The organism is Alteromonas sp. 07-89-2 (genome assembly GCF_013113925.1).
GTDB lineage: Bacteria > Pseudomonadota > Gammaproteobacteria > Enterobacterales > Alteromonadaceae > Alteromonas > Alteromonas macleodii.
Map to the genome: position 1 here is coordinate 32,264 of NZ_VTYM01000006.1, position 19,639 is coordinate 51,902.

Here is a 19,639-nt window from a genome sequence, read left to right on the forward strand (position 1 = left end):
GATGAACGACTAACGCCAATTAATGTTTAATGTGCGGTAGTCTATTGCAGCGATTCTTTTGAGTAGCGCTATGAGTAAAGCACCATATCGTCACGGTGAATGGCAACATCCGTTGTTTCATAACCTAACACACTGGCAATTTCTTTCGACTTTTTCCCTTTTATAAGCGTTAAGTCTTTTGCGTTATACAGGCAAAGCCCCTTGGCAATAACTTCGCCTTGGCACACCACTTCAACAGCATCGCCTTGTTCAAACAAACCGACGACATCAACAATACCCGATGGCAGTAATGACGCGCCTTTTCGCACTAACGCCTCTTTCGCACCGCTATCAACGTCTATTCTGCCAGCGGTTTTAAGAGTATGGGTAAGCCACAGTCTGCGCGCGCTGGCGGGAGTGCTACTAGCATTGAATAGGGTTCCCGGCACTTTACCTTCAAGTAATGCATCGAAGGTTTCGCCTTTTCGCCCGTTTACAATAAGAGTTTGAATACCGCTACTGGTGCACTTATCTGCCGCTTCAATTTTTGTGCGCATGCCGCCAGTTCCTACCGCAGTTCCAGCGCCGCCGGCAAGGCCGTAAATAGTGCTGTCTATTTTATCTACCTGTGGAATGAGTGTGGCGCTGGCGTCTTTTCTTGGGTCTGCGGTAAATAAACCGTCGATATCTGAGCAGATAATGAGGGTGTCTGCTTGGGCGACCAGGGCAGTGTAAGCACCCAAGTTATCGTTATCACCCACTTTGAGTTCGTTGACAGCTACGGTGTCGTTTTCATTCACAATAGGTAACGCATTGTGATTCAAAATTTCGCGCAAGGTATTTTTAATATTTACGTAGCGGGTTCTATCGCGTAGATCATCCGCCGTTAACAATACTTGTGCACAGGGAAAGTCGAAAAAGCGCTGCCAGTTGGCCATCATTAAATTCTGGCCAATCGCAGCCATGGCTTGTTTTTCTGCAATAGATGCGTTGTGACGAACCTTCACTTTGCTGCGGCCCGCGGCAACACTGCCAGAAGAGACAAGAATAATTTCTTTGCCAGCTTCGCGACTAGCAGTAATAAATCGAGCAAGAGACAGTAAATAACGCCCACTACACTCATTGCCTTCAGGAGCAATAAGCGCACTGCCAACTTTTATAACGGCACGTTGCCAATTAAAACGGTTCATAGGGGGAAGAAAAAAGAAAACAAGAGCTTAAGAATACGACAGTTAAAGCGCGAAACAAAACGATCTGTTACAGTTTTTTTGCGTTAAAACATGGTTAGTTTACGGTCAAAAAATTGGATTGTGACAGGCATACTTATATACTAGGCGGTGTTATCTTATAACAATTCTAACTTACAAGTTGCAAGGAACCTGCATGAGCACCGCAAAACGACACTTTTTCTGGCTAGCGCCAGTGTTGTCTATGCTGATTTCTCTTCCTAGTACCGCCGCTATTAAACAAACTAAAGGCGATTTCGAAGATAAATTCCGTCAGCTGGACGAAGTTCTTCCTACTCCAAACGTATACCGTAACGCCGCTGGTGAGCCAGGCCACCAATATTGGCAACAACAAGTAGATTACGATATTGACGTAAAGCTACTTGAAGACAAACGCCGCATTGAAGCAAGCGAAACCATTACTTACCACAACAACGCGCCAGACACGCTTAAGTACTTGTGGATCCAGCTTGACCAAAACAAATTCCGCGACGATTCAATGTCTGCGCTTACTACCACGTTTGGCGGTATCGGTAACCGCGGGCCGGGTACGCAAGCTGCTAGCGGCGATGCGCCAGCTAAGCTAAGCATGGGAGCATTGCGCCGTCAGCAGTTTGTTGACGACAACGAGCTGGGCTATACCATTTCTCGAGTTGAAGACAAAGCGGGCAATGACTTACGTCACACAGTAGTTGGCACCTTAATGCGTGTTGACTTGGCTCAACCGTTGAAGCCAGGCAGCAAAGTTACGTTTGATATCGATTTTGCGTTTAACATTGTTGAAGAAGACGCTGTTTCAGCACGTGCAGGTTACGAGCATTTCCCAGATGACGAACGTGAAGGCGGTAACGACATCTTCTTGCTAGCACAGTGGTTCCCTCGTCTAGCGGCTTACACCGACTACGAAGCATGGACCAATAAAGAGTTTATTGGCCGTGGCGAGTTCACGCTAGAGTTCGGTAACTACGAAGTAGATATTACGGTTCCGGCTGACCACATCGTATCGTCAACGGGTGTGCTTCAAAACCCGAAAGACGTGTTAACTAAAACACAGCGCGACCGTCTGAAAAAGGCAGAAAAAGCTGACCGTATCGTATTCATTGTTTCACCAGAAGAAGCAATTGAGAACGAAAAAGAAGGCACGACTAAGCTTAAAACCTGGACCTTTAAGGCAGAAAACGTACGTGACTTTGCATGGGCCTCTTCGCGTAAATTTGCGTGGGATGCGCGTGGTTATCAGCAAGGCGGTGACACTCAACCATTGGTAATGGCCATGTCTTTCTACCCGAAAGAAGGTGGCGAGCTATGGCAGAAGTATTCTACAGAATCAATCATCCACACCATGGATGTTTATAGCCGCTTTAGCTTCGATTACCCATACCCAGTAGCCCAATCAGTAAATGGTCCAGTTGGCGGCATGGAATACCCCATGATCACCTTCAACGGCCCGCGTACAGAGCTTCGTGACGATGGTTCACGCACGTACTCGCTTGCTGAGAAACGTTTCCTTATTGGCGTGGTTATTCACGAAGTAGGTCATATCTATTTCCCTATGACAGTTAACTCTGACGAGCGCCAGTGGACATGGATGGATGAAGGTCTGAACAGCTTCCTAGACGGCGTTGCCGGTCGCGAGTGGGATCCTACGATCCCTTGGGGCGTTGAGCCACGTGATATCACTGGCTATATGAAGTCTCAGACGCAAGTGCCAATTATGACCCAGTCTGACTCAGTACTTCGCCTTGGCCCAAATGCCTATACCAAGCCTGCAGTAGCACTTAATATTCTTCGCGAAACTATTCTTGGCCGTGAGCTGTTTGACTTCGCGTTTAAAGAGTACGCGCAGCGTTGGATGTTTAAACGTCCTACACCATCAGATTTCTTCCGTACTATGGAAGAGGCGTCAGGCGTTGACCTAGACTGGTTCTGGCGTGGTTGGTTTTACACCACAGACCATGTAGATATTAGCCTAGACAGCGTATACAAGCTTCGTTTAGACACTGAAGATCCAGATATCGATTTTGCTCGCGAGCGCGAAGCAGAAATGGAAAAACCGAAGTCACTTACCGACCTTCGTAATAAAGAAGAAGGCAAAAAGCTTTGGGTAGATCGCTTTGAAGATATCAGTGACTTCTACGACGAAAACGATCGTTACACCGTAACTAACAAAGAGCGCAACAAGTACAAGAAATTCTTGAAAGATCTTGAGCCTTGGGAGCGTAAAGCGTTTGAGCGTGCGGTGAAAGAAGACAAAAACTACTACGTGCTAGATTTCAGCAACAAGGGTGGGTTGGTGATGCCAATCATTCTTGAGCTAACGTTTGAAGACGGCACAAAAGAAGAAATGCGTATTCCTGCGGAAATCTGGCGTCGTACACCTAAAGCGGTAAGCAAGCTTATTGTTACCGACAAAGACAAAGAGCTGGTAAGCGTGACGGTTGACCCGCATTGGGAAACAGCAGACGTAGATGTGGAAAACAACCACTACCCCCGTCGTATTATTCCTTCGCGTATTGAAGCGTACAAGAATAAGCCGCGTAACACTTACGAGTACCGCGACCTGATGCACGACTCAAAGACCGAGCTAAAAACCGACGACGAGGACAAAGATGACGAATAAGTTATCTTTGACCCGCTTGCAGCAGAGCGCGCATGCTCTGCTTGCAAGCGTAAGTGCATTCGCAATTACGGCTGCGCTATTAGTTAGCGCAATGTCGTACAGCACTGCAGCCCAAGCGCATCAAATAAAAGCCGCAATTACCACGGTACTGTTTAATCCTAGAACAGAAAATATTGAGGTGATGCACCGCTTTAATTTGCACGACGCTGAACACGCGGTTAAGGCGTTGTTCGACAAGCACGCAGATATTATGGACGACATAGAACCGCAGCAACAATTCGCTGATTACGTCGCCCACCACTTTGCGATTTTAAATGCGGCAGGCGAGCCATTAGAGCTTACCGATGTAGGTTTTGAAGTTGAAGGGAAACACTTTTGGGTTTATCAGGAAACTGCTGAACCGCCTGTGCTTGAAGGCATTAAAATTCGCCACGATGCATTGCGTGACTTGTGGCCGAAACAGGTGAATACGCTAAATGTAGAAGGCAAGGGTGATATCAAAACCCTGACCTTTGCTGATAGCGTAAATTTGCTGGAAGTAAGCTTCAAAAGCCAAAATAGCGACCATCACTAATACCTAACGGTATAAGTTTGTGAAAGCCCACCCGCATTCCTTGTCAAACGGCAGTGATTGCGGGTGGGCTTTTTTGTTTACGTGCTTCACGGTGTTCTTATAGATAATGTATGCCTACCTCAGCCTTTGCCCCTCTAATTCGAGCGCCGCATTCGAATAGGGAAAATCCTAAAACACGTTTTCTAATTGTCGTGTGAGACCGAAGTCGTATAGTCATCTTGGCATGCATGCTCTACCTTAATTATGGATAAACAGTTACTAAATTCAGTTAATGAGGTACATCATGACCCATAGCGCTGCATCACCGTTGCCTTCACAGGTCAAGAAACCCCAATCAAGAAGTGAGCGTAGTGCACGAAAACTACGTGCATCCAAAGCAGCTCAGTGCGCTGTTCAAGCAGAAGATGCGCAGCAAATGCAAGATGCCGATGCAAAGAACGTCAAACAAAACAATGCGTTCGCTGATAAGAAAAATATCATGTGGGTGCTGTTAAGTGGCGCAATGGCGCTAACCTTTGTCGTCATGCTGTTTTTGCCAGATACAGGGATGGGCGGCGGCCTTGTTTCCACCTATTCTGCCATGCTTTGGTGTGGCTTTTTTGGTGCAGCACTTTGGCGTTATAGAGCGACAAGTGGCTGGGCTGGGTTTGCTTATGGAAGCGTTGTTGGACTAGTGATTCAATTTATTTCACAGATAATCTAGTACACAGTGTTTATACAATTGCCTTATGCAACTCGCCTAGTAAGAAACCGTTGAGCGACTAGGAACGGCAAGTACACATTTCTTTTAAGTACATTATGGGCAACCTAAACGCGGCTTTTAAATAAGACTTCTGTTTAAACAGCTGTCTTATCCGTTGATCGCCCTGTTAGCAACCTCACTTCCTAAACATTAAGTCCTGTTGATCTTTGATGTACAGCAATGGTCAACAGATCCTCAATGACTTTTGGCTGGAAACCCGATCCAGACGTTTTGTCCGACAGTATAATTTATAAACTCTAGTTACTTTTTTAGGTTATGTTTAGACAATAACAAACCAAACGTTACCTTTCGCCTTTAATAAAACTGAGTGAGCCTATGGCAGAGAAGCCCAATAAATCCGCTGAGTCACCAACCCGCTCTAGTAGAGCGGTACCGTCGTCGCGTTTATCGCGCATAGGCCGCTTGGGCTCACTGGCAGGTAGAATTGCAGGTAACGTAGTATCACAAGGTGCAGGACAACTGTTAAAGGGCGAGAAGCCCGCGTTGTCTTCGCTGCTCTTAACGCCCAAAAACATTTCAAACATTGCAGATCAGCTTGCCAGTATGCGTGGTGCAGCTATGAAGCTCGGGCAGCTTATTTCAATGGATGCAGGAGATTTTCTTCCCGAAGAGCTCGCGGTAATTTTAGGGCGATTACGGGACGACGCTGACCCGATGCCAAAAGACCAGCTAATTGCCACGCTGAATCAGTCTTGGGGCGAAAAATGGCAAGATGACTTACTTTACTTTTCCTTTGCCCCTATAGCTGCGGCCTCTATTGGCCAGGTGCATAAAGTCATTACGATGGACGGTCGGATGTTAGCAGTAAAAGTGCAGTATCCTGGCGTGAAAAAAAGCATAGATAGCGATGTAGACAACGTAGCTACACTTATAAAACTTACTGGCTTGGTACCCAAATCATTAGATATCAACCCGCTTTTACAAGAGGCTAAAGCACAGCTTCACCAAGAAGCTGATTATGTGCGAGAAGCTGACATGCTCAACCGTTATCGCGCGCTGGTTGAAAGCACCGACATCCAAAGCAAGGGGAGCAAGGCTTTTGTCATTCCGCAAACCTTTGCTCCCCTTACCACCAGTACAGTGTTAGCGATGGATTTCATAGAGGCGCAAGACTTAGATGCGCTATTAAACGAGCCTCAGGACGTCCGAGATGCCGTGATGACGGCGCTAATGACTTTATTTTTTAATGAAATTTTTCATTTTAAGCTGCTGCAGAGCGACCCTAACTTAGCCAACTACCAGTTTAAACCCGATACAAAAGAAATCGTTCTGTTAGATTTTGGTGCTACACGGGATGTGCCTGACGCCATTTCAGCCCAGTATCAGGCGTTACTCAACAGCGCCGCAGCCAACGATAGAGCGATGATGCAGCAAGCCGCGTTTCGCATAGGATTAATTGACGAAAGCCACTCTCAAACGCAAGTCGACGCCGTCATAAACATTGGAATGGAGGCGTGTGAAGCGATTCGCTGCGAGGGCGCTTATGACTTTGGACAAAGCGATCTTATTGCAAGGCTCCACGAAAAGGGAATGGCGCTGACTATGGAGCACAATTTTTGGCATACGCCGCCAGTAGATGCCCTGTTTATACACAGGAAGCTAGGTGGCTTATTTCTGTTGGCTAAACGATTGAAAGCTAAAGTAGATATGCGAAAGGCTGCAGGTACATGGCTGAATCTATAACCTGCACTTCGTTGGTGTGTTAAGCGAATAAGAAACTACTTATTACGCAGCTTATATATCGTTTAAATCGGTTTTGCGGTGCTGTGCCATGTTTTACTGTGAAAACGTTGCTCTGCGACCTTACAGACCTCAAATAGGATCCACTTCAAAAAGCCTACAGCACTCGCACAACAATCTAGTAAGGCAAATCCATGCTGAACGGTAACGCCATCCGTTCTGCACTTTTTGGCGGGTTGCCAATCATTTCATCGTAAGGCGTATCGTGCTTCATTACCGCCTGGCGAACATGACAATGCGCGAAAGCTTCGCGAATGTGGCCGGCACTAAAAAAACGCATGGGCTTATCTTTGTTGTCGTAAAGCATGCCACTTTGACTGCCGATAGTGAGATAAACCAGGTAAACATTCATCTCATACGACTGAACTTCCAGATAATCTATCGCGGTAGGCGACTCTTCAATATCTCGAAAATAGAACTTCTGCATTTTTCTACCTCATGAACCAAGTATGCACCTTGCACGCCCTATATTCTTATTTAATGACGGAAGTTAGGACGAAAAAGCAGATTATATACGTTAGGCAAGGTGCTCAGGTTCATTAGATAGAGCTAGCGGAGGTCGGTGGTTTTTAAACCGTACTGCATTTGCCAACACCAGCAAGGATGCAAGAGAGCAGGCACTGTATAGGAACGCCGCCGTACCCATTCCAGAAGCAATCCATAGTAATGGAAATACCAGCAACCTAGGGCCTTCAACAGCTAAAGCGACTTTCGCTTTAGACAGTATAAAGCCATTTTGTATACTCATAACAATGACAGTCGCTACAGCAATGATCTGATGCTTGGTTGGCAAGTTATTGATATTTAGAAGGAGATAAAGCATTACTCCCAGCATGATTAGATGCTGCATAACACTGTAGCGTTTTACTGCTCGGTGTAATTTGGGGTGATACTGTCTAAACTTACTCACGCTAATTATCCTATAAGGGCACATTTAAGTTGAAACGGGGTCATGGGGCTCGAAATATTCATTAATTATTATAGATAACAACGAGCTAGCATTTGCTTTTCAATGACTAATCAACACATTAGTACACAAACCCAATTTGTTAAACATTTGTTTTAAAATTATTTTTACATTTACATAAAATCGAATGTGAATGAGAAGAAAAAATGAGGGTTTTCCACTAAATTTGTATAAAAAGAAATCGGAAAGTGACTTTTTTACGTTAAAAAGTGTTCAAAATAAGGAATTTACAATCTAAGGGAACATTTCTCTTGATTGATTTTCTAAATTTGGGTGTTATCTCTGGTAGTATTACCAAAAGGATAGTTTTGTAGCGGAGTCATTATGAGCGAATCGTCGGAAAAGAAATCGTCAGGCCCACACTTTATCATTGTAGGCATCCTTCTTGTTGTTATTCTGGCTGTTGTGTTTTGGCCCAGCGACGATGAGCCTGAGCCAGTAGTTACTCCTGAGCCCGAAGTGACTGAACCTGAAGTGACTACGCCAGAAGAGCCTGAAGTATTTGAGCCTACTCAGCCAGCTCCAACAGTAGAGCTTGAGGAAAAAGACGAGGTTGAGCCGCTTCCAGAGCCAGTTGAACCAGAACCGGAACCTCTGGATACCAGCGATCCTGCTGTGAAAGCTTCACTTATTGAGAGTTCGTCTGCGAGCGAAGAAACCGTTAACCGCATGCTGGTTGATGAAGGTCTAATTCAACGCTTTGTGGTGTCGGTTACGAATCTAGCAAATGATGAAATGGCGCCTAATCACCAGTTACTAACGCCACCTGAGCAGAACTTCCGCGTATACTCTCAAGCAGGCAAGCAATGGATTGATGCAGCAAGCTATAAACGTTATACACCATACGTAGATATGTTGGAGTCATTCAATAACGAAGCACTGCTTAACATATACGGTATTTATAAAGACGACATTCAGGCGAAGTACGCCGAAATTGGAAGCCCTGACCAAGACTTCAACAGCGTATTGCTAGAAGCGATTGATCAGCTTCTTGATACACCTGAAGTGCCGGTTCCTGTAGAGGTTTACACCGACTCGGTCGCCTACAAGTATGCTGATGATCGTCTAGAGAGTTTAAACGAGCCACAGAAACAACTTCTTCGTACTGGCCCAGATAACATGCGTCGCATAAAGGCAAAGCTACGCGAACTAAAAGTATTGGTTGAAGAGCGTGGATCTAACTAGATTTCAACAGCAGCTTAAGGGCACGTCGTCAAAAGCGCGCCCTTTACCTCCTGTTGAGCAATGGAACCCCGATTTTTGCGGTGACATCAATCTAACTATAGCGCTTGATGGAAGATGGTTTTATGAAGGCAGTCCTATTGGGCGCGCAAGCTTGGTTCAGCTTTTTGCTTCGGTGTTAAAGCGGGAAGGTGACAAGTACTTCTTAGTTACTCCCGTAGAGAAAGTAGGCATTACCGTTGAAGATGCACCTTTTCTTGTAACTCAATGGCATAGGGAAGAGGGTGAATCAGCGAGTGACAACACCTATGTGTTTACCACCCAAACAGGCGACATTATAAGGTTAGAGCGTTCTGATCAGCTCGAACTTCGCGTTCCGCCTAAAGCCATACAAGATCCAGAGGCAACGCCCATTCCCTACCTATGCGTTCGCAGAAACTTGTGGGCAAGGCTACATCAAAATGCCTATTATCAACTGCTTGAACAAGCTGATGAAAAACCGGATGAAGCCGGCACGCAATTTAGTATTCAGTCAAACGGCATCACCTTTATTTTAGGTGAAGTAAGCAACTAGCCTACTTTGTTGCTTCTGTCTCTTCGAGCATATCAACACGTAATTCATCTTCAATAAAGCACCGTTAACAGCGCTTTGTTTTGCGTTATACCTCTGACTGCATTACATTCGATATAGTCTATAAAACAATCAACAAGAAGACCTATATCATGAACAAGCCTCTGATTACGCTGGCTGTTGCCAGTGCCTTACTCTCATCGCCCTTTTCCACTGTAGCCGACACGCTGATTCATGCAGGAAAAGTGTTTACTGGCACATCAAACTCTCTTCAGGAAAATGTGACTATTGTTGTTGAAGACAACAAGATCAAAGCGGTAAAAAAGGGGTTTGCTGAAGCCCAAGAAGGCGATACTGTCATCGACTTGAAGACGTCAACCGTTATGCCAGGTCTGATGGACATGCATGTTCATTTGTCTTCTCAACATGGTGGTCCACAAACGTATCTGGAGCGCTTTTCACTAAATGAAGCCGACTATGCATTACGGGCAGCGAACTACGCTAAGATTACGTTAGATTCGGGCTTCACCACGGTTCGCAACTTAGGGGATGGCTACAACGAAACCGTTGCGCTAAGGAACGCTATTAGTAAAGGCTATGCAACAGGCCCGCGTATTTATACCGTTGCTAAATCTATTGCTACTACAGGCGGACATGCCGACCCAAGTAACGGCTTATCTCATTTACTTCGCCCGGATGTAGGCCCCAAGCAAGGAGTGGTTAATGGCGAAGCTGAAGCGCGAGAGGCAGTAAGGACTCGTTACCAAGATGGCGCGGACTTGATCAAAATTACGGCAACCGGCGGTGTATTAAGCGTTGCCAAAAGCGGCCAAAACCCGCAGTTCATGACCGATGAACTAGAAGCAATTGTTGAAACGGCAAAAGACTACGGTATGACAGTAGCAGTGCATGCTCATGGGAAAGAAGGCATGAAGCGGGCTATTGAAGCCGGTGTAGACTCTATTGAGCACGGCACTTATATGGACGACGAAATTCGCACATTAATGAAGAAGCACGGCACCTACTATGTGCCAACAATACTGGCAGGAAAGTTCGTAGCAGACAAAGCCAAAATTGATGGTTTCTTTCCAGAGTTAGTACGCCCGAAAGCTGCCGCTATCGGCCCGCTTATCCAAAATACGTTTGAACAAGCGCATAAAGCAGGCGTAAAAATTGCTTTTGGTACAGACAGTGGTGTATCAGCCCACGGCGACAATGCGCAAGAGTTCTCTTTAATGGTTGAAGCGGGTATGAAACCTGCTGACGCTCTGCTTAGTGCTACCGTGAATAGCGCGAGCTTACTAGGCATAAGCGATATTCTAGGCACCCTTGAAGAAGGAAAACTGGCTGACATTGTCGCGGTTCAAGGCAACCCGCTTGACGATATATCGCTTATGGAAAGCGTGTCTTTTGTCATGAAAGACGGAGTTGTTTACAAGCAGTAGAGAAAAATAGAGTGGTAGAGATTACATGGAACTAGGTAAAAAGGTTAAGCACAAAACCAAAAAGCTTGTCGATTCTAAGCATATGTTAAAGGGCATCACTTTTGCCTCATTTTTAGAATCAACCATTGTTCCTATACCACTAGAAGCCGTAATGGTGCCACTAATGCAAGCAAGACGGGAGTCGCTTTGGCAAATTGCATTAATGGCCACCATAGGCTGTGTGATTGGCGCAGTCTTCGGTTATACCCTTGGTTACTACCTCTTCGATATGATTGGTCAGTGGCTTATAGATACGTTTTTTAGCCAAGACCAATTCGACAATGTAAAACAGCAGATGCAAAACCAAGGTTTTTGGTTCGTAATGACCTTAGGTATTGCCCCTATTCCTTTTCAGGTTGCGATGCTCGCAGCAGGTGCAACCCAATACTCACTTCCGCTTTTTCTTTTAGCTACTGTTATTGCACGTTCAATTCGCTATTTCGGACTCGCAGCCGTGGTCTATTACGCAGGAGACAAAGCTGAGCAGCTCATTAAGCGCTACAAAATGAAAGCGGTTATTGCTATCACAGTTGCAGTGCTTCTTTTATGGTGGCTTTCAAATTTAATCAGCCAATAAGCTTGCCTGTACTAGTGACTCAAAGAACTTAATAGTGCGCGACAAACGATGCCGTTGGTTCACGACAATGTAAATATCAAATCAACCCAATAGATTTTTTGAACTTTACATTTGATAATGATTCTTATTTGCACTAATGTAATAAAAAACAGGAGGTGTTTATATGAATGTTCAGCGGCTATGCCCAGTTTACAGAAAGTGGCTACAGCTAAACCCTTCAAGCGCACGAGAGCATCGCTATGCTATGCAAGCGCAGACGCAGCAAGCCCATCAACAGGGCAAATTGGATTATGCCCGTGAGTTGGGTTATCAAACCTTTGAAGCGGCTAAAGCTATTCTCAACGCGCTACAGCCCATATCCTCTCAAAAAGTGAACGCTGTGCAAGAAGACGTACTCGCGTTTGGCACTATGGGCATGTACTTATCTTATTTGCTAGCTCAAGAGCACAAAAAACAAGAGTCTCATGCAATTTTGCAGGAGTGCCAACAGCAGTTAATTGCCATATTACCTTTGCATGCCACTAATCCGTCTGTATGTAAGCTGATAGCCGCCATTCAGCACACGGTTGAGCAAACCTATGAACCTCAAATTAGAAGGCAGCTCGCGTCTGCTGCCTTGCATTAAATCAAACAGTTGAAGGAGCGAATGATGATGTCGAAACAAATCTCAAACGAAGACGGCTTTGTCTCTTTAAGCGTAAGAGCATCTGTACTTCAAGAGATGCTTAAAGGTGAAGTTCTCCACATGACAGACGTTCACTGCAATTGTGCGCATAGCAAACGTACGCTTCAAAGCTTGCTTTTACAAGCCGTTGCAGACAGTTCAGAACGTTAATCTGAAACGCTAGCTTGTAAGCGCAGAATACAGACAGGCGCAAAACGGAACATAACTTGATACAGGATAAGTCACTATATCGTTTTTGTTTTGCAATTAAGCTATGAGAGGGCACCGTGGAACTTTCGTCTAAATGGAAAGAGATAACCGCTAGAGCGGGATATAGCGCTAAAACAGTCATGTACGTTATGCTTGGTGTCTTCATTCTTACATCTGTATTTACAGCGCTAAACCGTGAAAAAGCCTCTCAGTCCAATGTCTTTATTACACTTAAAGAGCAACCACTCGGGCAAATTTTTCTAGGAGTTCTTGTTTTCGGCCTAGTGTGTTATGCCTGCTGGCGTTGGCTACAGATTTTTATTACCGACAAATCAGACGACGACAGTTTGTTCGTTCACATTATAAATAAGCTGTTCTTCTTTATATCAGGCGCGTTCTATTTTGTTGCTGCTTACGCAGGGGGTAAAACGTTATTAGAAGTACAAAGTAGCTCTTCATCCCAAGGTAGTGGAAAGAAGGTGAGTGAATTTCTAATGCAATACGAATGGGGGCTATTGCTTGTGGCCGCAATCGGGCTTTGCATCATTATATTTGCCGTTGTCCAGTTCAAACATGCTTACACTGCAGACTTTTTACAGAAGTTTTCACTACACGCTTTAAATCAACGTATTAGCAAGAGTGTGAAAATAACTGGTCGCCTAGGGTATACCGCAAGAGGGATCGTTTATTCCTTAGTAGGTGGTTTTTTTATTCTTGCCGCCATATTAAGTAACCCATCGCAAGCAGGTGGATTACAAAAAGCACTAGAAACTTTAATGAAGCAGCCCTTCGGCCCTTATCTCATTGCCGCCGTAGGCGCAGGCTTTGTTATGTTCGGTCTTTATTGTGCGCTAGAAGCAAAATACAGAAAGGTAAAGTAGAAACTTAAATGAAAGGCGCTAACAGCCTAAATTTGAAAGATAAAAAGGCGCTCAAGCGCGCCCTTTCTTAATTACGTATTGGTAAGGCATGGTCTCGGTTTGAGACGCAACCAGCGTGTGGTCCATAAAGCGGCAAAAGCTAGGAATATCTCTGGCCGTTGAGGGATCGTCAGCCGTGACCGATAAAGTTTCCCCATCGGCCAGCTTTCGAATATTCAGACGCACCATCATTACTGGCTCTGGGCAACGCAATCCTAGCGCATCTAAATGCTGACTAGCCGCGCTAAATGCGCTGTCAAAATCAGATGCCATAATTTTCACGATAGGTGTTAATGGCCCTGATTTCGCTATCAAACCCGCCTTTCTCGGTCAGATAAGCCACGACGTCGGCAAGCGATACAATAGAGATAACCTGAGTGCCAAAATCGCGCTCGACCTCTTGAATAGCTGACAGTTCGCCATTACCGCGCTCTTGTCTGTCTAGCGCAATCAGCACGCCAGACAAGCTAGCCTGCTGCTGCTCGATTAAGGTCATTGATTCGCGAATAGCCGTACCCGCAGTGATCACGTCATCCACCAGCATAACCTTACCTTCTAGTGGGCTGCCAACTAGATTGCCGCCTTCACCGTGGGTTTTCGCTTCTTTGCGGTTGAAGCAATAAGGCACATCAAGGTCGTGGCTATCGGCCAATGCAACGGCTGTTGTTGTCGCAATAGGAATGCCCTTATAGGCTGGACCAAAAAGTACATCGAACGCAACGCCTGCGTCCATTAACGCATCAGCGTAAAAACGCCCCAACTTAGCCAAATCGCCACCGCGATTAAACAAGCCTGCATTGAAAAAGTACGGGCTAACGCGGCCTGACTTTAAAGTGAATTCGCCAAATTTCAGTACGCCACGTTCAATGGCAAACTCAATAAAATCACGCTGAAACGCTTTCATGATGACCTCTTAATTTCTAATTTACGCGTTGGTTCTAACTACGTGTCGATGACTCGCTTACGCTAGCGCCGCTTTTTGAATGTCGAACAATTCACGTAAACCGTGCTTACCAATTTTCAGCATCTCGTCAAGCTCTTCAAACGAGAACGGTTCGCCCTCTGCAGTACCTTGAACTTCAATCAGCTTGCCGGTTTCGGTCATTACGATGTTCATGTCTGTCTCTGCCTCAGAGTCTTCGGTGTACTCAAGGTCAGCGATTGGCGTACCTTCGTAAATACCTACTGAAAGGGCGGCAATCATATGTTTAAGCGGGTTAGTTTTGATAATGCCTTTTGCACGCATGTAAGTAAGTGCATCAACAAGAGCTACACACGCACCGGTGATTGACGCTGTGCGCGTACCGCCGTCGGCCTGAATAACGTCGCAGTCCAACGTTATGGTGTTTTCACCCAGAAGTTTCAAATCTACCGCTGCGCGTAGTGAACGCGCAATTAGACGCTGGATCTCTAACGTGCGGCCGCCTTGTTTACCGCGCGCAGCTTCACGGCCGCTTCGCGTATGGGTGGCACGTGGAAGCATGCTGTACTCAGCTGTAATCCAGCCTTTCCCTTGGCCCTTCATAAAGCGTGGCACACCTTCTTCTACCGTCGCATTACACAACACCTTAGTGTTACCAAACTCTACAAGAACAGAGCCTTCTGCGTGACAAGTGTATTGGCGAGTAATTGTAACAGGGCGAATTTGACTGGCGGTTCTGCCGCTTGGACGCATAGTGTTCTCCACAACGTAAGTGCTTAAAAAAGGGTAGCGTTTTATAGGTTTTATTGGCGATATGTGAATAGAAAGCCCAATTCGCGGTCAAAACCTATAAATTCGATGTAGCTACGAAATTGCGCCTAAGTATAACGCAATACTCGCGGCCGTTAAAAACGAACTTTACATGTTTGCTTATTGAATTACGTAAATGTGCGCTAATATACAAAATACAAGAAAACCTGCTGTAGATATTCACGTATACAACACGACGTTCGGGTTGTTTTTGCAGGCTTTCAGTTAAATTTAAAGGATATTTATGATTTACAGCATGACAGCGTTTGCGCGCGTAGAAACCAAAAAAGAGTGGGGCTCAGCCGTGTGGGAAATACGCTCGGTCAACCAACGCTTTTTAGAAACTTACTTTCGCCTGCCGGAACAGTTTCGCTCATTGGAGCCGGTTTTACGTGAACGATTCCGTAAAAAGCTTGCCCGAGGTAAGGTGGAATGTGCGCTTCGTTTTACCGCGAACGATGCTGCTGTAACTAAGCTAAGCTTGAACGAAGAGTTGGCTAAGCAAGTACTTCACGCCGCTGACTGGGTGCAATCCCATGGCCAATCCACGGGGGTTAACCCACTAGACGTTTTGCGCTGGCCTGGGGTAATTGCAGCGGAAGAAGCCGATATGGACGCCATCCACGCTGACGTAATGGCCGCGTTCGACCATGCACTTAACGATTTTATTAGTGCCCGCGCTACCGAAGGGGAAGCCCTTAAAGGTATGATTACGCAGCGCCTTGACGCTATAGAAGTGGAAGCTGAAAAAGTAGCCGCGCGTATGCCTGAAATCATGGTGTGGCAGCGAGAAAAAGTGCAAACCCGCTTTGAAGAAGCAAAGGTTGAACTTGATGCAGGCCGTTTTGAACAAGAAATGATCATGCTGGCGCAAAAAGTAGACGTGGCAGAAGAGTTAGATCGTCTAAATGCTCACGTTAAGGAAACCCGCAACATACTTAAAAAGGGTGGAGCAGTAGGCCGCCGTCTTGATTTCATGATGCAGGAGTTTAACCGCGAATCGAACACGTTAGGCTCAAAGTCTATCAGCACCGACATCACACAATCGGCGGTTGAACTTAAAGTCCTGATTGAGCAGATGCGCGAGCAAATTCAGAATATTGAGTAATTAAAAGCAGATTCAAACTCATTCAATAAATAACACCAAACCCAGCTTTCTAGCTGGGTTTGATACTTCTGTAGGTCGTTTGGTAGCTCGTCGGTTACGAGCTACTTGAGTCACTGTTGACGCGCTACCTGCCGCCAACATCTAACGCTTCTAATAACTCATCTCAGATACTGTGTTAAGAAGGCCTCGTGCGAGGGGAGTTTAGCTACGTGATTATCAACCTGCTGCTTTAATCCTGCCATAAACTGCTTAAGTGACTGCTCACTCATTTCATCGGCAACACGATGGTACTGGCTTGGTGTCATGCCCTGGCCCATCAATACTTGGGTCCAGGAATCAACACGGAAAATATCTCCGTCATCTAGAAACACGCGGCCAGACTCGGCAAATAAAGCCAATTTATGTTTAAGAGAAGACGGAATGTCCATGCGTTGACACTGCTGCCAAAAGGGGCTGTCCTCGCGCTGTGTCACCTTGTAATGCATAACAATAAAATCGAGTATGGCCGACATTTCGCTATCAAACTTATTATTGTATTCGTCGATTGCGCTTTGGGTGATGCCATCAAAAGGAAATAGGCGCATTAAGCGTATAAGGCCAGTCATGATTAGATGGATACTGGTCGACTCTAAAGGCTCAATAAAGCCACTGGATAGCCCTAGCGCTACGCAGTTTTTATTCCAACCACGCCTGCGTTTTCCAGGAGTAAAACGAATCACTCTCGGCTCATTAATGGGCGTGCCTGTCACCTGCGATTTAAGTGTATTGATGGCGTCTTCATCGCTCATAAATCGGCTACAAAATACCAATCCATTACCCATTCGCTCTTGAAGAGGTATTTGCCAGCGCCACCCCGCCTTATGGGCCACGCTTTTGGTGTATGGCACAGGTGGGGCTGTAAGCTCAGTTTGCATAGCTACCGCACTATCGCAGAAAAGATAGTGTCGCCAATCATCGTAACCGGTGTGAAGGGCTTGTTCAATAAGCAGCCCTTTAAAGCCTGTACAGTCTATGAAAAAGTCGCCATCTATGACTTCATCGCTTGCTAATCGAAGGGACTGGATGTTGCCTGATTGCGGGCATACTACGACCTCTTCTATGTCTCCTTCCTTGTGAGTTACCCCAGCATCACACGCTAAAGACTTTAAAAATCGACCGTAGGCAACAGCATCAAAATGATAGGCAAAGTTAAGCGGCATGGCTTCTGATGTGGCGAACTTGCTCTGTTTAGCGGCAATAAGTTCCGGGCAATAATCACCAAATTCACCACCAAATCCGTATTCTTTAGCCCTCAGCCAAAAATGGTGAAACTCGCCAGCCCAACACTCTCTTCCGGTAATACCAAAAGAATGGATATAGCTGTGACCTTGTTCACGCCAATTTTCAAACTCAATACCCAGTTTGAACGTGGCTTGTGTGGCACGCATAAATGCTTTTTCGTCGATGCCAAGCAACTTGTGAAATGTTCTAATAGGCGGAATAGTCGCCTCGCCCACACCTACAATACCAATATCTTTAGACTCGACTAGCGTAACGTTTATTGACTTACCCAAAAGCCGTGACAGCGCTGTGGCCGCCATCCATCCTGCAGTACCGCCACCCGCAATGACAACGTTCTTAACGGGCGTTTGATTTTTACTGCTATCTAAACCCGATACGGTCATAAGAAGTGTCCTTTTTATCTGAAGTATTTTTTATGTCATTACAACTCGAAGCTGAAGCATGTTCGTTCTTTTCACGTTGAGCAAGCGAGGGCACGTGTTGTTTTTCATTGTTGTAGCGCTTTGCAATATCATTGAGCAAAACTCTGTTAGACGGCAATCCCTGCAGATAAGCGTTTTTAGTTTGTTGTAAGGTTTCGCGAATGTGAACTGCTTTACGCTTATGCTCTTCATTTAGCCGTAAAGGCGATGTAGAAGAAGAAAAGCCCATTCCATACAGTACATACTGATAGCTAGCAGAGGGGAAAATCTCTTCGTTCTCGATAAGATCTAAGCGTGAAGGGCTTTGATACTTCCACAGTTCAAGCAATTCAGCGAGGGAGTCGGGTATGGACGCCTTATCTCTTTGCGCTAACCAATACGGCTCTTCTCTATCGCTTAAAGCATAATGTAGTTTTAGAAAGTCGATAACGCGCTGCCAGCGATATGCAAAGCGCGAGTTGTAGCGCTTACTGGCTATTTCCATGTGCGCTTTGTTTTGCGGAAAAGCCTCACAGAGCATACGTAAGCCAAGTTCGACCATGGCAATGGCTGATGCTTCAAGCGGTTCAACAAACCCCGAAGACATACCTAAGCTCAAACAGTTTTTTACCCAAAACTGTGATCTATAGCCGGGCTCAAAGGAGAGTGTACGAAAAGAAAGCTCTGCATCATGTGCACTAGGGTAGCGTTCACGAGCGTAGTCAATCAGCACCTGCTTTGCTTGCTCTTCATTTGTGAATTGAGAAGAGTAAACTAGGCCTACACCTCGGCGGTGCTGCAACGCAATATCCCACGTCCACCCACAGGTTTGTGCAGTGGCCACTGTGGTACTTTTTATTTCAGCATCTTCGTTTGAATAAGGCACTTGAAGCGCAACGGCGCGATCATTGAGCATTGTGCGCTTAACGGGTATCCAGGGAATAGTAAAGTGTTTATTGATGAGCAGGCCGCTGTGGCCTGAACAGTCAATAAATAGATCGCCAACTATTTTTTTCCCGTCCTTTGTTGATACGCTTTCAATATCTCCGTTTTGATGAGAGTGAACACTGTCAACATGACTAACGACATGGGCGACATTTAACTTGTCTACGCAATGATTTTTTAACAGCTCAGCAAGCTTTGTGGCGTCGAAATGGTAACCGTAATTGAGCACATGGGCGTAGTCCGGCGTAGCAATTTGCTTGGGCGCCTTGCCTGCGGCACACATGGCGGCTTGTAACGAAAACACATCTTCGTACGATGTGTTTGGTGCGATTGCTTTCCAACATGTATAAATATCGAGCTCGTTGTAGCCTGTTGGAACAGTAAAAGGATGATAATAGCAGTGCCCGCCTTTACGCCAATTAACAAAGCTGGAGCCTTGCTTGAAAGCGCCATGACACAGGGTTAAGAATTCCGTTTCACTAATACCAATATCAAGAAGGGTATCGCGCAGTGATGGCCAAGAGCCTTCGCCCACACCTAGAGAAGGGATGTTGGGTGACTCTATCAAGGTAATGGTGTGATTCGCGCTTAGTTTTGCGGCAAGTATCCCTGCTGCAAGCCACCCAGCCGTACCACCACCGACAATGACAACCCGATGCATACTGCTATGATTTTCGTTATCACTCATACGTTAA

Annotated in this window: 20 protein-coding genes; 12 read left to right on the forward strand and 8 right to left on the reverse strand. The window is 45.7% G+C overall.

Going from position 1 to position 19,639, the window contains the following annotated elements:
* Window positions 1-68 precede the first annotated feature (68 nt).
* Window positions 69-1,169, reverse strand: coding sequence for a glutamate 5-kinase (proB, locus tag F0261_RS06015; RefSeq protein WP_014951417.1), 1,101 nt, complete (start codon window positions 1,167-1,169; stop codon window positions 69-71).
* A 193-nt stretch (window positions 1,170-1,362) separates the two neighbouring features.
* Here proB and F0261_RS06020 point away from each other — a divergent pair, with 193 nt between their 5' ends.
* The 4 genes from F0261_RS06020 (at window position 1,363) to F0261_RS06035 (ending at window position 6,845) form a co-directional block, all read left to right on the forward strand.
* Entirely contained in the window at window positions 1,363-3,825 is a 2,463-nt protein-coding gene (locus F0261_RS06020) for a M1 family aminopeptidase (protein WP_014980757.1), read from the forward strand.
* The gene (locus tag F0261_RS06025) at window positions 3,815-4,399 is read left to right on the forward strand and encodes a DUF6702 family protein (protein ID WP_171337458.1); all 585 of its coding nucleotides are present in this window, start codon (window positions 3,815-3,817) and stop codon (window positions 4,397-4,399) included. Before F0261_RS06020 ends, F0261_RS06025 begins: the two co-directional genes overlap by 11 nt.
* A gap of 283 nt (window positions 4,400-4,682) precedes the next feature.
* The gene (locus tag F0261_RS06030; protein ID WP_014951420.1) at window positions 4,683-5,102 is read left to right on the forward strand and encodes a hypothetical protein; all 420 of its coding nucleotides are present in this window, start codon (window positions 4,683-4,685) and stop codon (window positions 5,100-5,102) included.
* Between the two features lie 375 nt (window positions 5,103-5,477).
* On the forward strand, window positions 5,478-6,845 hold the full coding sequence (locus tag F0261_RS06035; RefSeq protein WP_171337459.1) for an AarF/ABC1/UbiB kinase family protein: 1,368 nt from the start codon (window positions 5,478-5,480) through the stop codon (window positions 6,843-6,845).
* A 175-nt stretch (window positions 6,846-7,020) separates the two neighbouring features.
* On the opposite strand, the gene F0261_RS06040 is transcribed toward F0261_RS06035, so the two are convergent.
* Window positions 7,021-7,329 carry a DUF6482 family protein gene (locus F0261_RS06040; RefSeq protein WP_171337460.1) on the reverse strand — a complete coding sequence of 103 codons (309 nt, stop codon included), beginning with the start codon at window positions 7,327-7,329 and terminating at the stop codon, window positions 7,021-7,023.
* A gap of 90 nt (window positions 7,330-7,419) precedes the next feature.
* Window positions 7,420-7,812: a hypothetical protein gene (locus tag F0261_RS06045; RefSeq protein ID WP_171337461.1), complete on the reverse strand. Its 393-nt coding sequence runs from the start codon at window positions 7,810-7,812 to the stop codon at window positions 7,420-7,422.
* A 381-nt stretch (window positions 7,813-8,193) separates the two neighbouring features.
* Here F0261_RS06045 and F0261_RS06050 point away from each other — a divergent pair, with 381 nt between their 5' ends.
* The 7 genes from F0261_RS06050 (at window position 8,194) to F0261_RS06080 (ending at window position 13,438) form a co-directional block, all read left to right on the forward strand.
* The gene (locus tag F0261_RS06050) at window positions 8,194-9,054 is read left to right on the forward strand and encodes a DUF3014 domain-containing protein (RefSeq protein ID WP_171337462.1); all 861 of its coding nucleotides are present in this window, start codon (window positions 8,194-8,196) and stop codon (window positions 9,052-9,054) included.
* Complete coding sequence (locus F0261_RS06055; RefSeq protein ID WP_171337463.1) at window positions 9,041-9,625, forward strand: DUF1285 domain-containing protein; 585 nt, start codon at window positions 9,041-9,043, stop codon at window positions 9,623-9,625. The genes F0261_RS06050 and F0261_RS06055 overlap by 14 nt, the downstream gene beginning before the upstream one ends.
* 149 nt (window positions 9,626-9,774) lie before the next feature.
* On the forward strand, window positions 9,775-11,067 hold the full coding sequence (locus F0261_RS06060; RefSeq protein ID WP_014980764.1) for an amidohydrolase family protein: 1,293 nt from the start codon (window positions 9,775-9,777) through the stop codon (window positions 11,065-11,067).
* A 25-nt stretch (window positions 11,068-11,092) separates the two neighbouring features.
* Window positions 11,093-11,683 (forward strand): YqaA family protein, encoded by a 591-nt coding sequence (locus F0261_RS06065; RefSeq protein WP_171337464.1) that lies wholly within the window; start codon window positions 11,093-11,095, stop codon window positions 11,681-11,683.
* Window positions 11,684-11,846: 163 nt separating this feature from the next.
* On the forward strand, window positions 11,847-12,308 hold the full coding sequence (locus tag F0261_RS06070) for a hypothetical protein (protein ID WP_171337465.1): 462 nt from the start codon (window positions 11,847-11,849) through the stop codon (window positions 12,306-12,308).
* 27 nt (window positions 12,309-12,335) lie between these two features.
* A complete protein-coding gene (locus F0261_RS06075; protein ID WP_232298237.1) occupies window positions 12,336-12,518 on the forward strand; it encodes a hypothetical protein in 183 nt (60 codons plus the stop codon).
* A gap of 116 nt (window positions 12,519-12,634) precedes the next feature.
* On the forward strand, window positions 12,635-13,438 hold the full coding sequence (locus F0261_RS06080) for a DUF1206 domain-containing protein (RefSeq protein ID WP_171337466.1): 804 nt from the start codon (window positions 12,635-12,637) through the stop codon (window positions 13,436-13,438).
* 51 nt (window positions 13,439-13,489) lie between these two features.
* Here F0261_RS06080 and tusA read toward each other — a convergent pair whose 3' ends face one another.
* The 3 genes from tusA to rph are packed head-to-tail and all read right to left on the reverse strand — an operon-like array spanning window position 13,490 to window position 15,152.
* Window positions 13,490-13,750, reverse strand: coding sequence for a sulfurtransferase TusA (gene tusA / locus F0261_RS06085; RefSeq protein ID WP_014951430.1), 261 nt, complete (start codon window positions 13,748-13,750; stop codon window positions 13,490-13,492).
* Window positions 13,740-14,381, reverse strand: a complete 642-nt coding sequence (gene pyrE / locus F0261_RS06090; protein ID WP_171337467.1) for an orotate phosphoribosyltransferase — start codon at window positions 14,379-14,381, stop codon at window positions 13,740-13,742. The genes tusA and pyrE overlap by 11 nt, the downstream gene beginning before the upstream one ends.
* A 57-nt stretch (window positions 14,382-14,438) precedes the next feature.
* Complete coding sequence (gene rph, locus F0261_RS06095) at window positions 14,439-15,152, reverse strand: ribonuclease PH (protein WP_014951432.1); 714 nt, start codon at window positions 15,150-15,152, stop codon at window positions 14,439-14,441.
* A 301-nt stretch (window positions 15,153-15,453) separates the two neighbouring features.
* On the opposite strand from rph, the gene F0261_RS06100 reads away from it, so the two are divergent.
* Window positions 15,454-16,317: a YicC/YloC family endoribonuclease gene (locus tag F0261_RS06100; protein ID WP_014980769.1), complete on the forward strand. Its 864-nt coding sequence runs from the start codon at window positions 15,454-15,456 to the stop codon at window positions 16,315-16,317.
* 158 nt (window positions 16,318-16,475) lie between these two features.
* Here the strand turns inward: F0261_RS06100 and F0261_RS06105 are convergent, their stop codons facing one another.
* Together F0261_RS06105 and F0261_RS06110 are read right to left on the reverse strand one after the other, a co-directional pair.
* On the reverse strand, window positions 16,476-17,981 hold the full coding sequence (locus F0261_RS06105; protein WP_171337468.1) for a tryptophan halogenase family protein: 1,506 nt from the start codon (window positions 17,979-17,981) through the stop codon (window positions 16,476-16,478).
* Window positions 17,959-19,632, reverse strand: coding sequence for a tryptophan halogenase family protein (locus F0261_RS06110; RefSeq protein WP_171337469.1), 1,674 nt, complete (start codon window positions 19,630-19,632; stop codon window positions 17,959-17,961). Before F0261_RS06110 ends, F0261_RS06105 begins: the two co-directional genes overlap by 23 nt.
* Between the last annotated feature and the right edge of the window lie 7 nt (window positions 19,633-19,639).

Bases quoted from the DNA above. Each gene is read 5' to 3' on its own strand.
- proB (WP_014951417.1), bottom strand. From the start codon at position 1,169: ATGAACCGTTTTAATTGGCAACGTGCCGTTATAAAAGTTGGCAGTGCG.
- F0261_RS06020 (WP_014980757.1), top strand. From the start codon at position 1,363: ATGAGCACCGCAAAACGACACTTTTTCTGGCTAGCGCCAGTGTTGTCT.
- F0261_RS06025 (WP_171337458.1), top strand. From the start codon at position 3,815: ATGACGAATAAGTTATCTTTGACCCGCTTGCAGCAGAGCGCGCATGCT.
- F0261_RS06030 (WP_014951420.1), top strand. From the start codon at position 4,683: ATGACCCATAGCGCTGCATCACCGTTGCCTTCACAGGTCAAGAAACCC.
- F0261_RS06035 (WP_171337459.1), top strand. From the start codon at position 5,478: ATGGCAGAGAAGCCCAATAAATCCGCTGAGTCACCAACCCGCTCTAGT.
- F0261_RS06040 (WP_171337460.1), bottom strand. From the start codon at position 7,329: ATGCAGAAGTTCTATTTTCGAGATATTGAAGAGTCGCCTACCGCGATA.
- F0261_RS06050 (WP_171337462.1), top strand. From the start codon at position 8,194: ATGAGCGAATCGTCGGAAAAGAAATCGTCAGGCCCACACTTTATCATT.
- F0261_RS06060 (WP_014980764.1), top strand. From the start codon at position 9,775: ATGAACAAGCCTCTGATTACGCTGGCTGTTGCCAGTGCCTTACTCTCA.
- F0261_RS06065 (WP_171337464.1), top strand. From the start codon at position 11,093: ATGGAACTAGGTAAAAAGGTTAAGCACAAAACCAAAAAGCTTGTCGAT.
- F0261_RS06070 (WP_171337465.1), top strand. From the start codon at position 11,847: ATGAATGTTCAGCGGCTATGCCCAGTTTACAGAAAGTGGCTACAGCTA.
- F0261_RS06075 (WP_232298237.1), top strand. From the start codon at position 12,336: ATGTCGAAACAAATCTCAAACGAAGACGGCTTTGTCTCTTTAAGCGTA.
- tusA (WP_014951430.1), bottom strand. From the start codon at position 13,750: ATGGCATCTGATTTTGACAGCGCATTTAGCGCGGCTAGTCAGCATTTA.
- pyrE (WP_171337467.1), bottom strand. From the start codon at position 14,381: ATGAAAGCGTTTCAGCGTGATTTTATTGAGTTTGCCATTGAACGTGGC.
- rph (WP_014951432.1), bottom strand. From the start codon at position 15,152: ATGCGTCCAAGCGGCAGAACCGCCAGTCAAATTCGCCCTGTTACAATT.
- F0261_RS06100 (WP_014980769.1), top strand. From the start codon at position 15,454: ATGATTTACAGCATGACAGCGTTTGCGCGCGTAGAAACCAAAAAAGAG.
- F0261_RS06105 (WP_171337468.1), bottom strand. From the start codon at position 17,981: ATGACCGTATCGGGTTTAGATAGCAGTAAAAATCAAACGCCCGTTAAG.
- F0261_RS06110 (WP_171337469.1), bottom strand. From the start codon at position 19,632: ATGAGTGATAACGAAAATCATAGCAGTATGCATCGGGTTGTCATTGTC.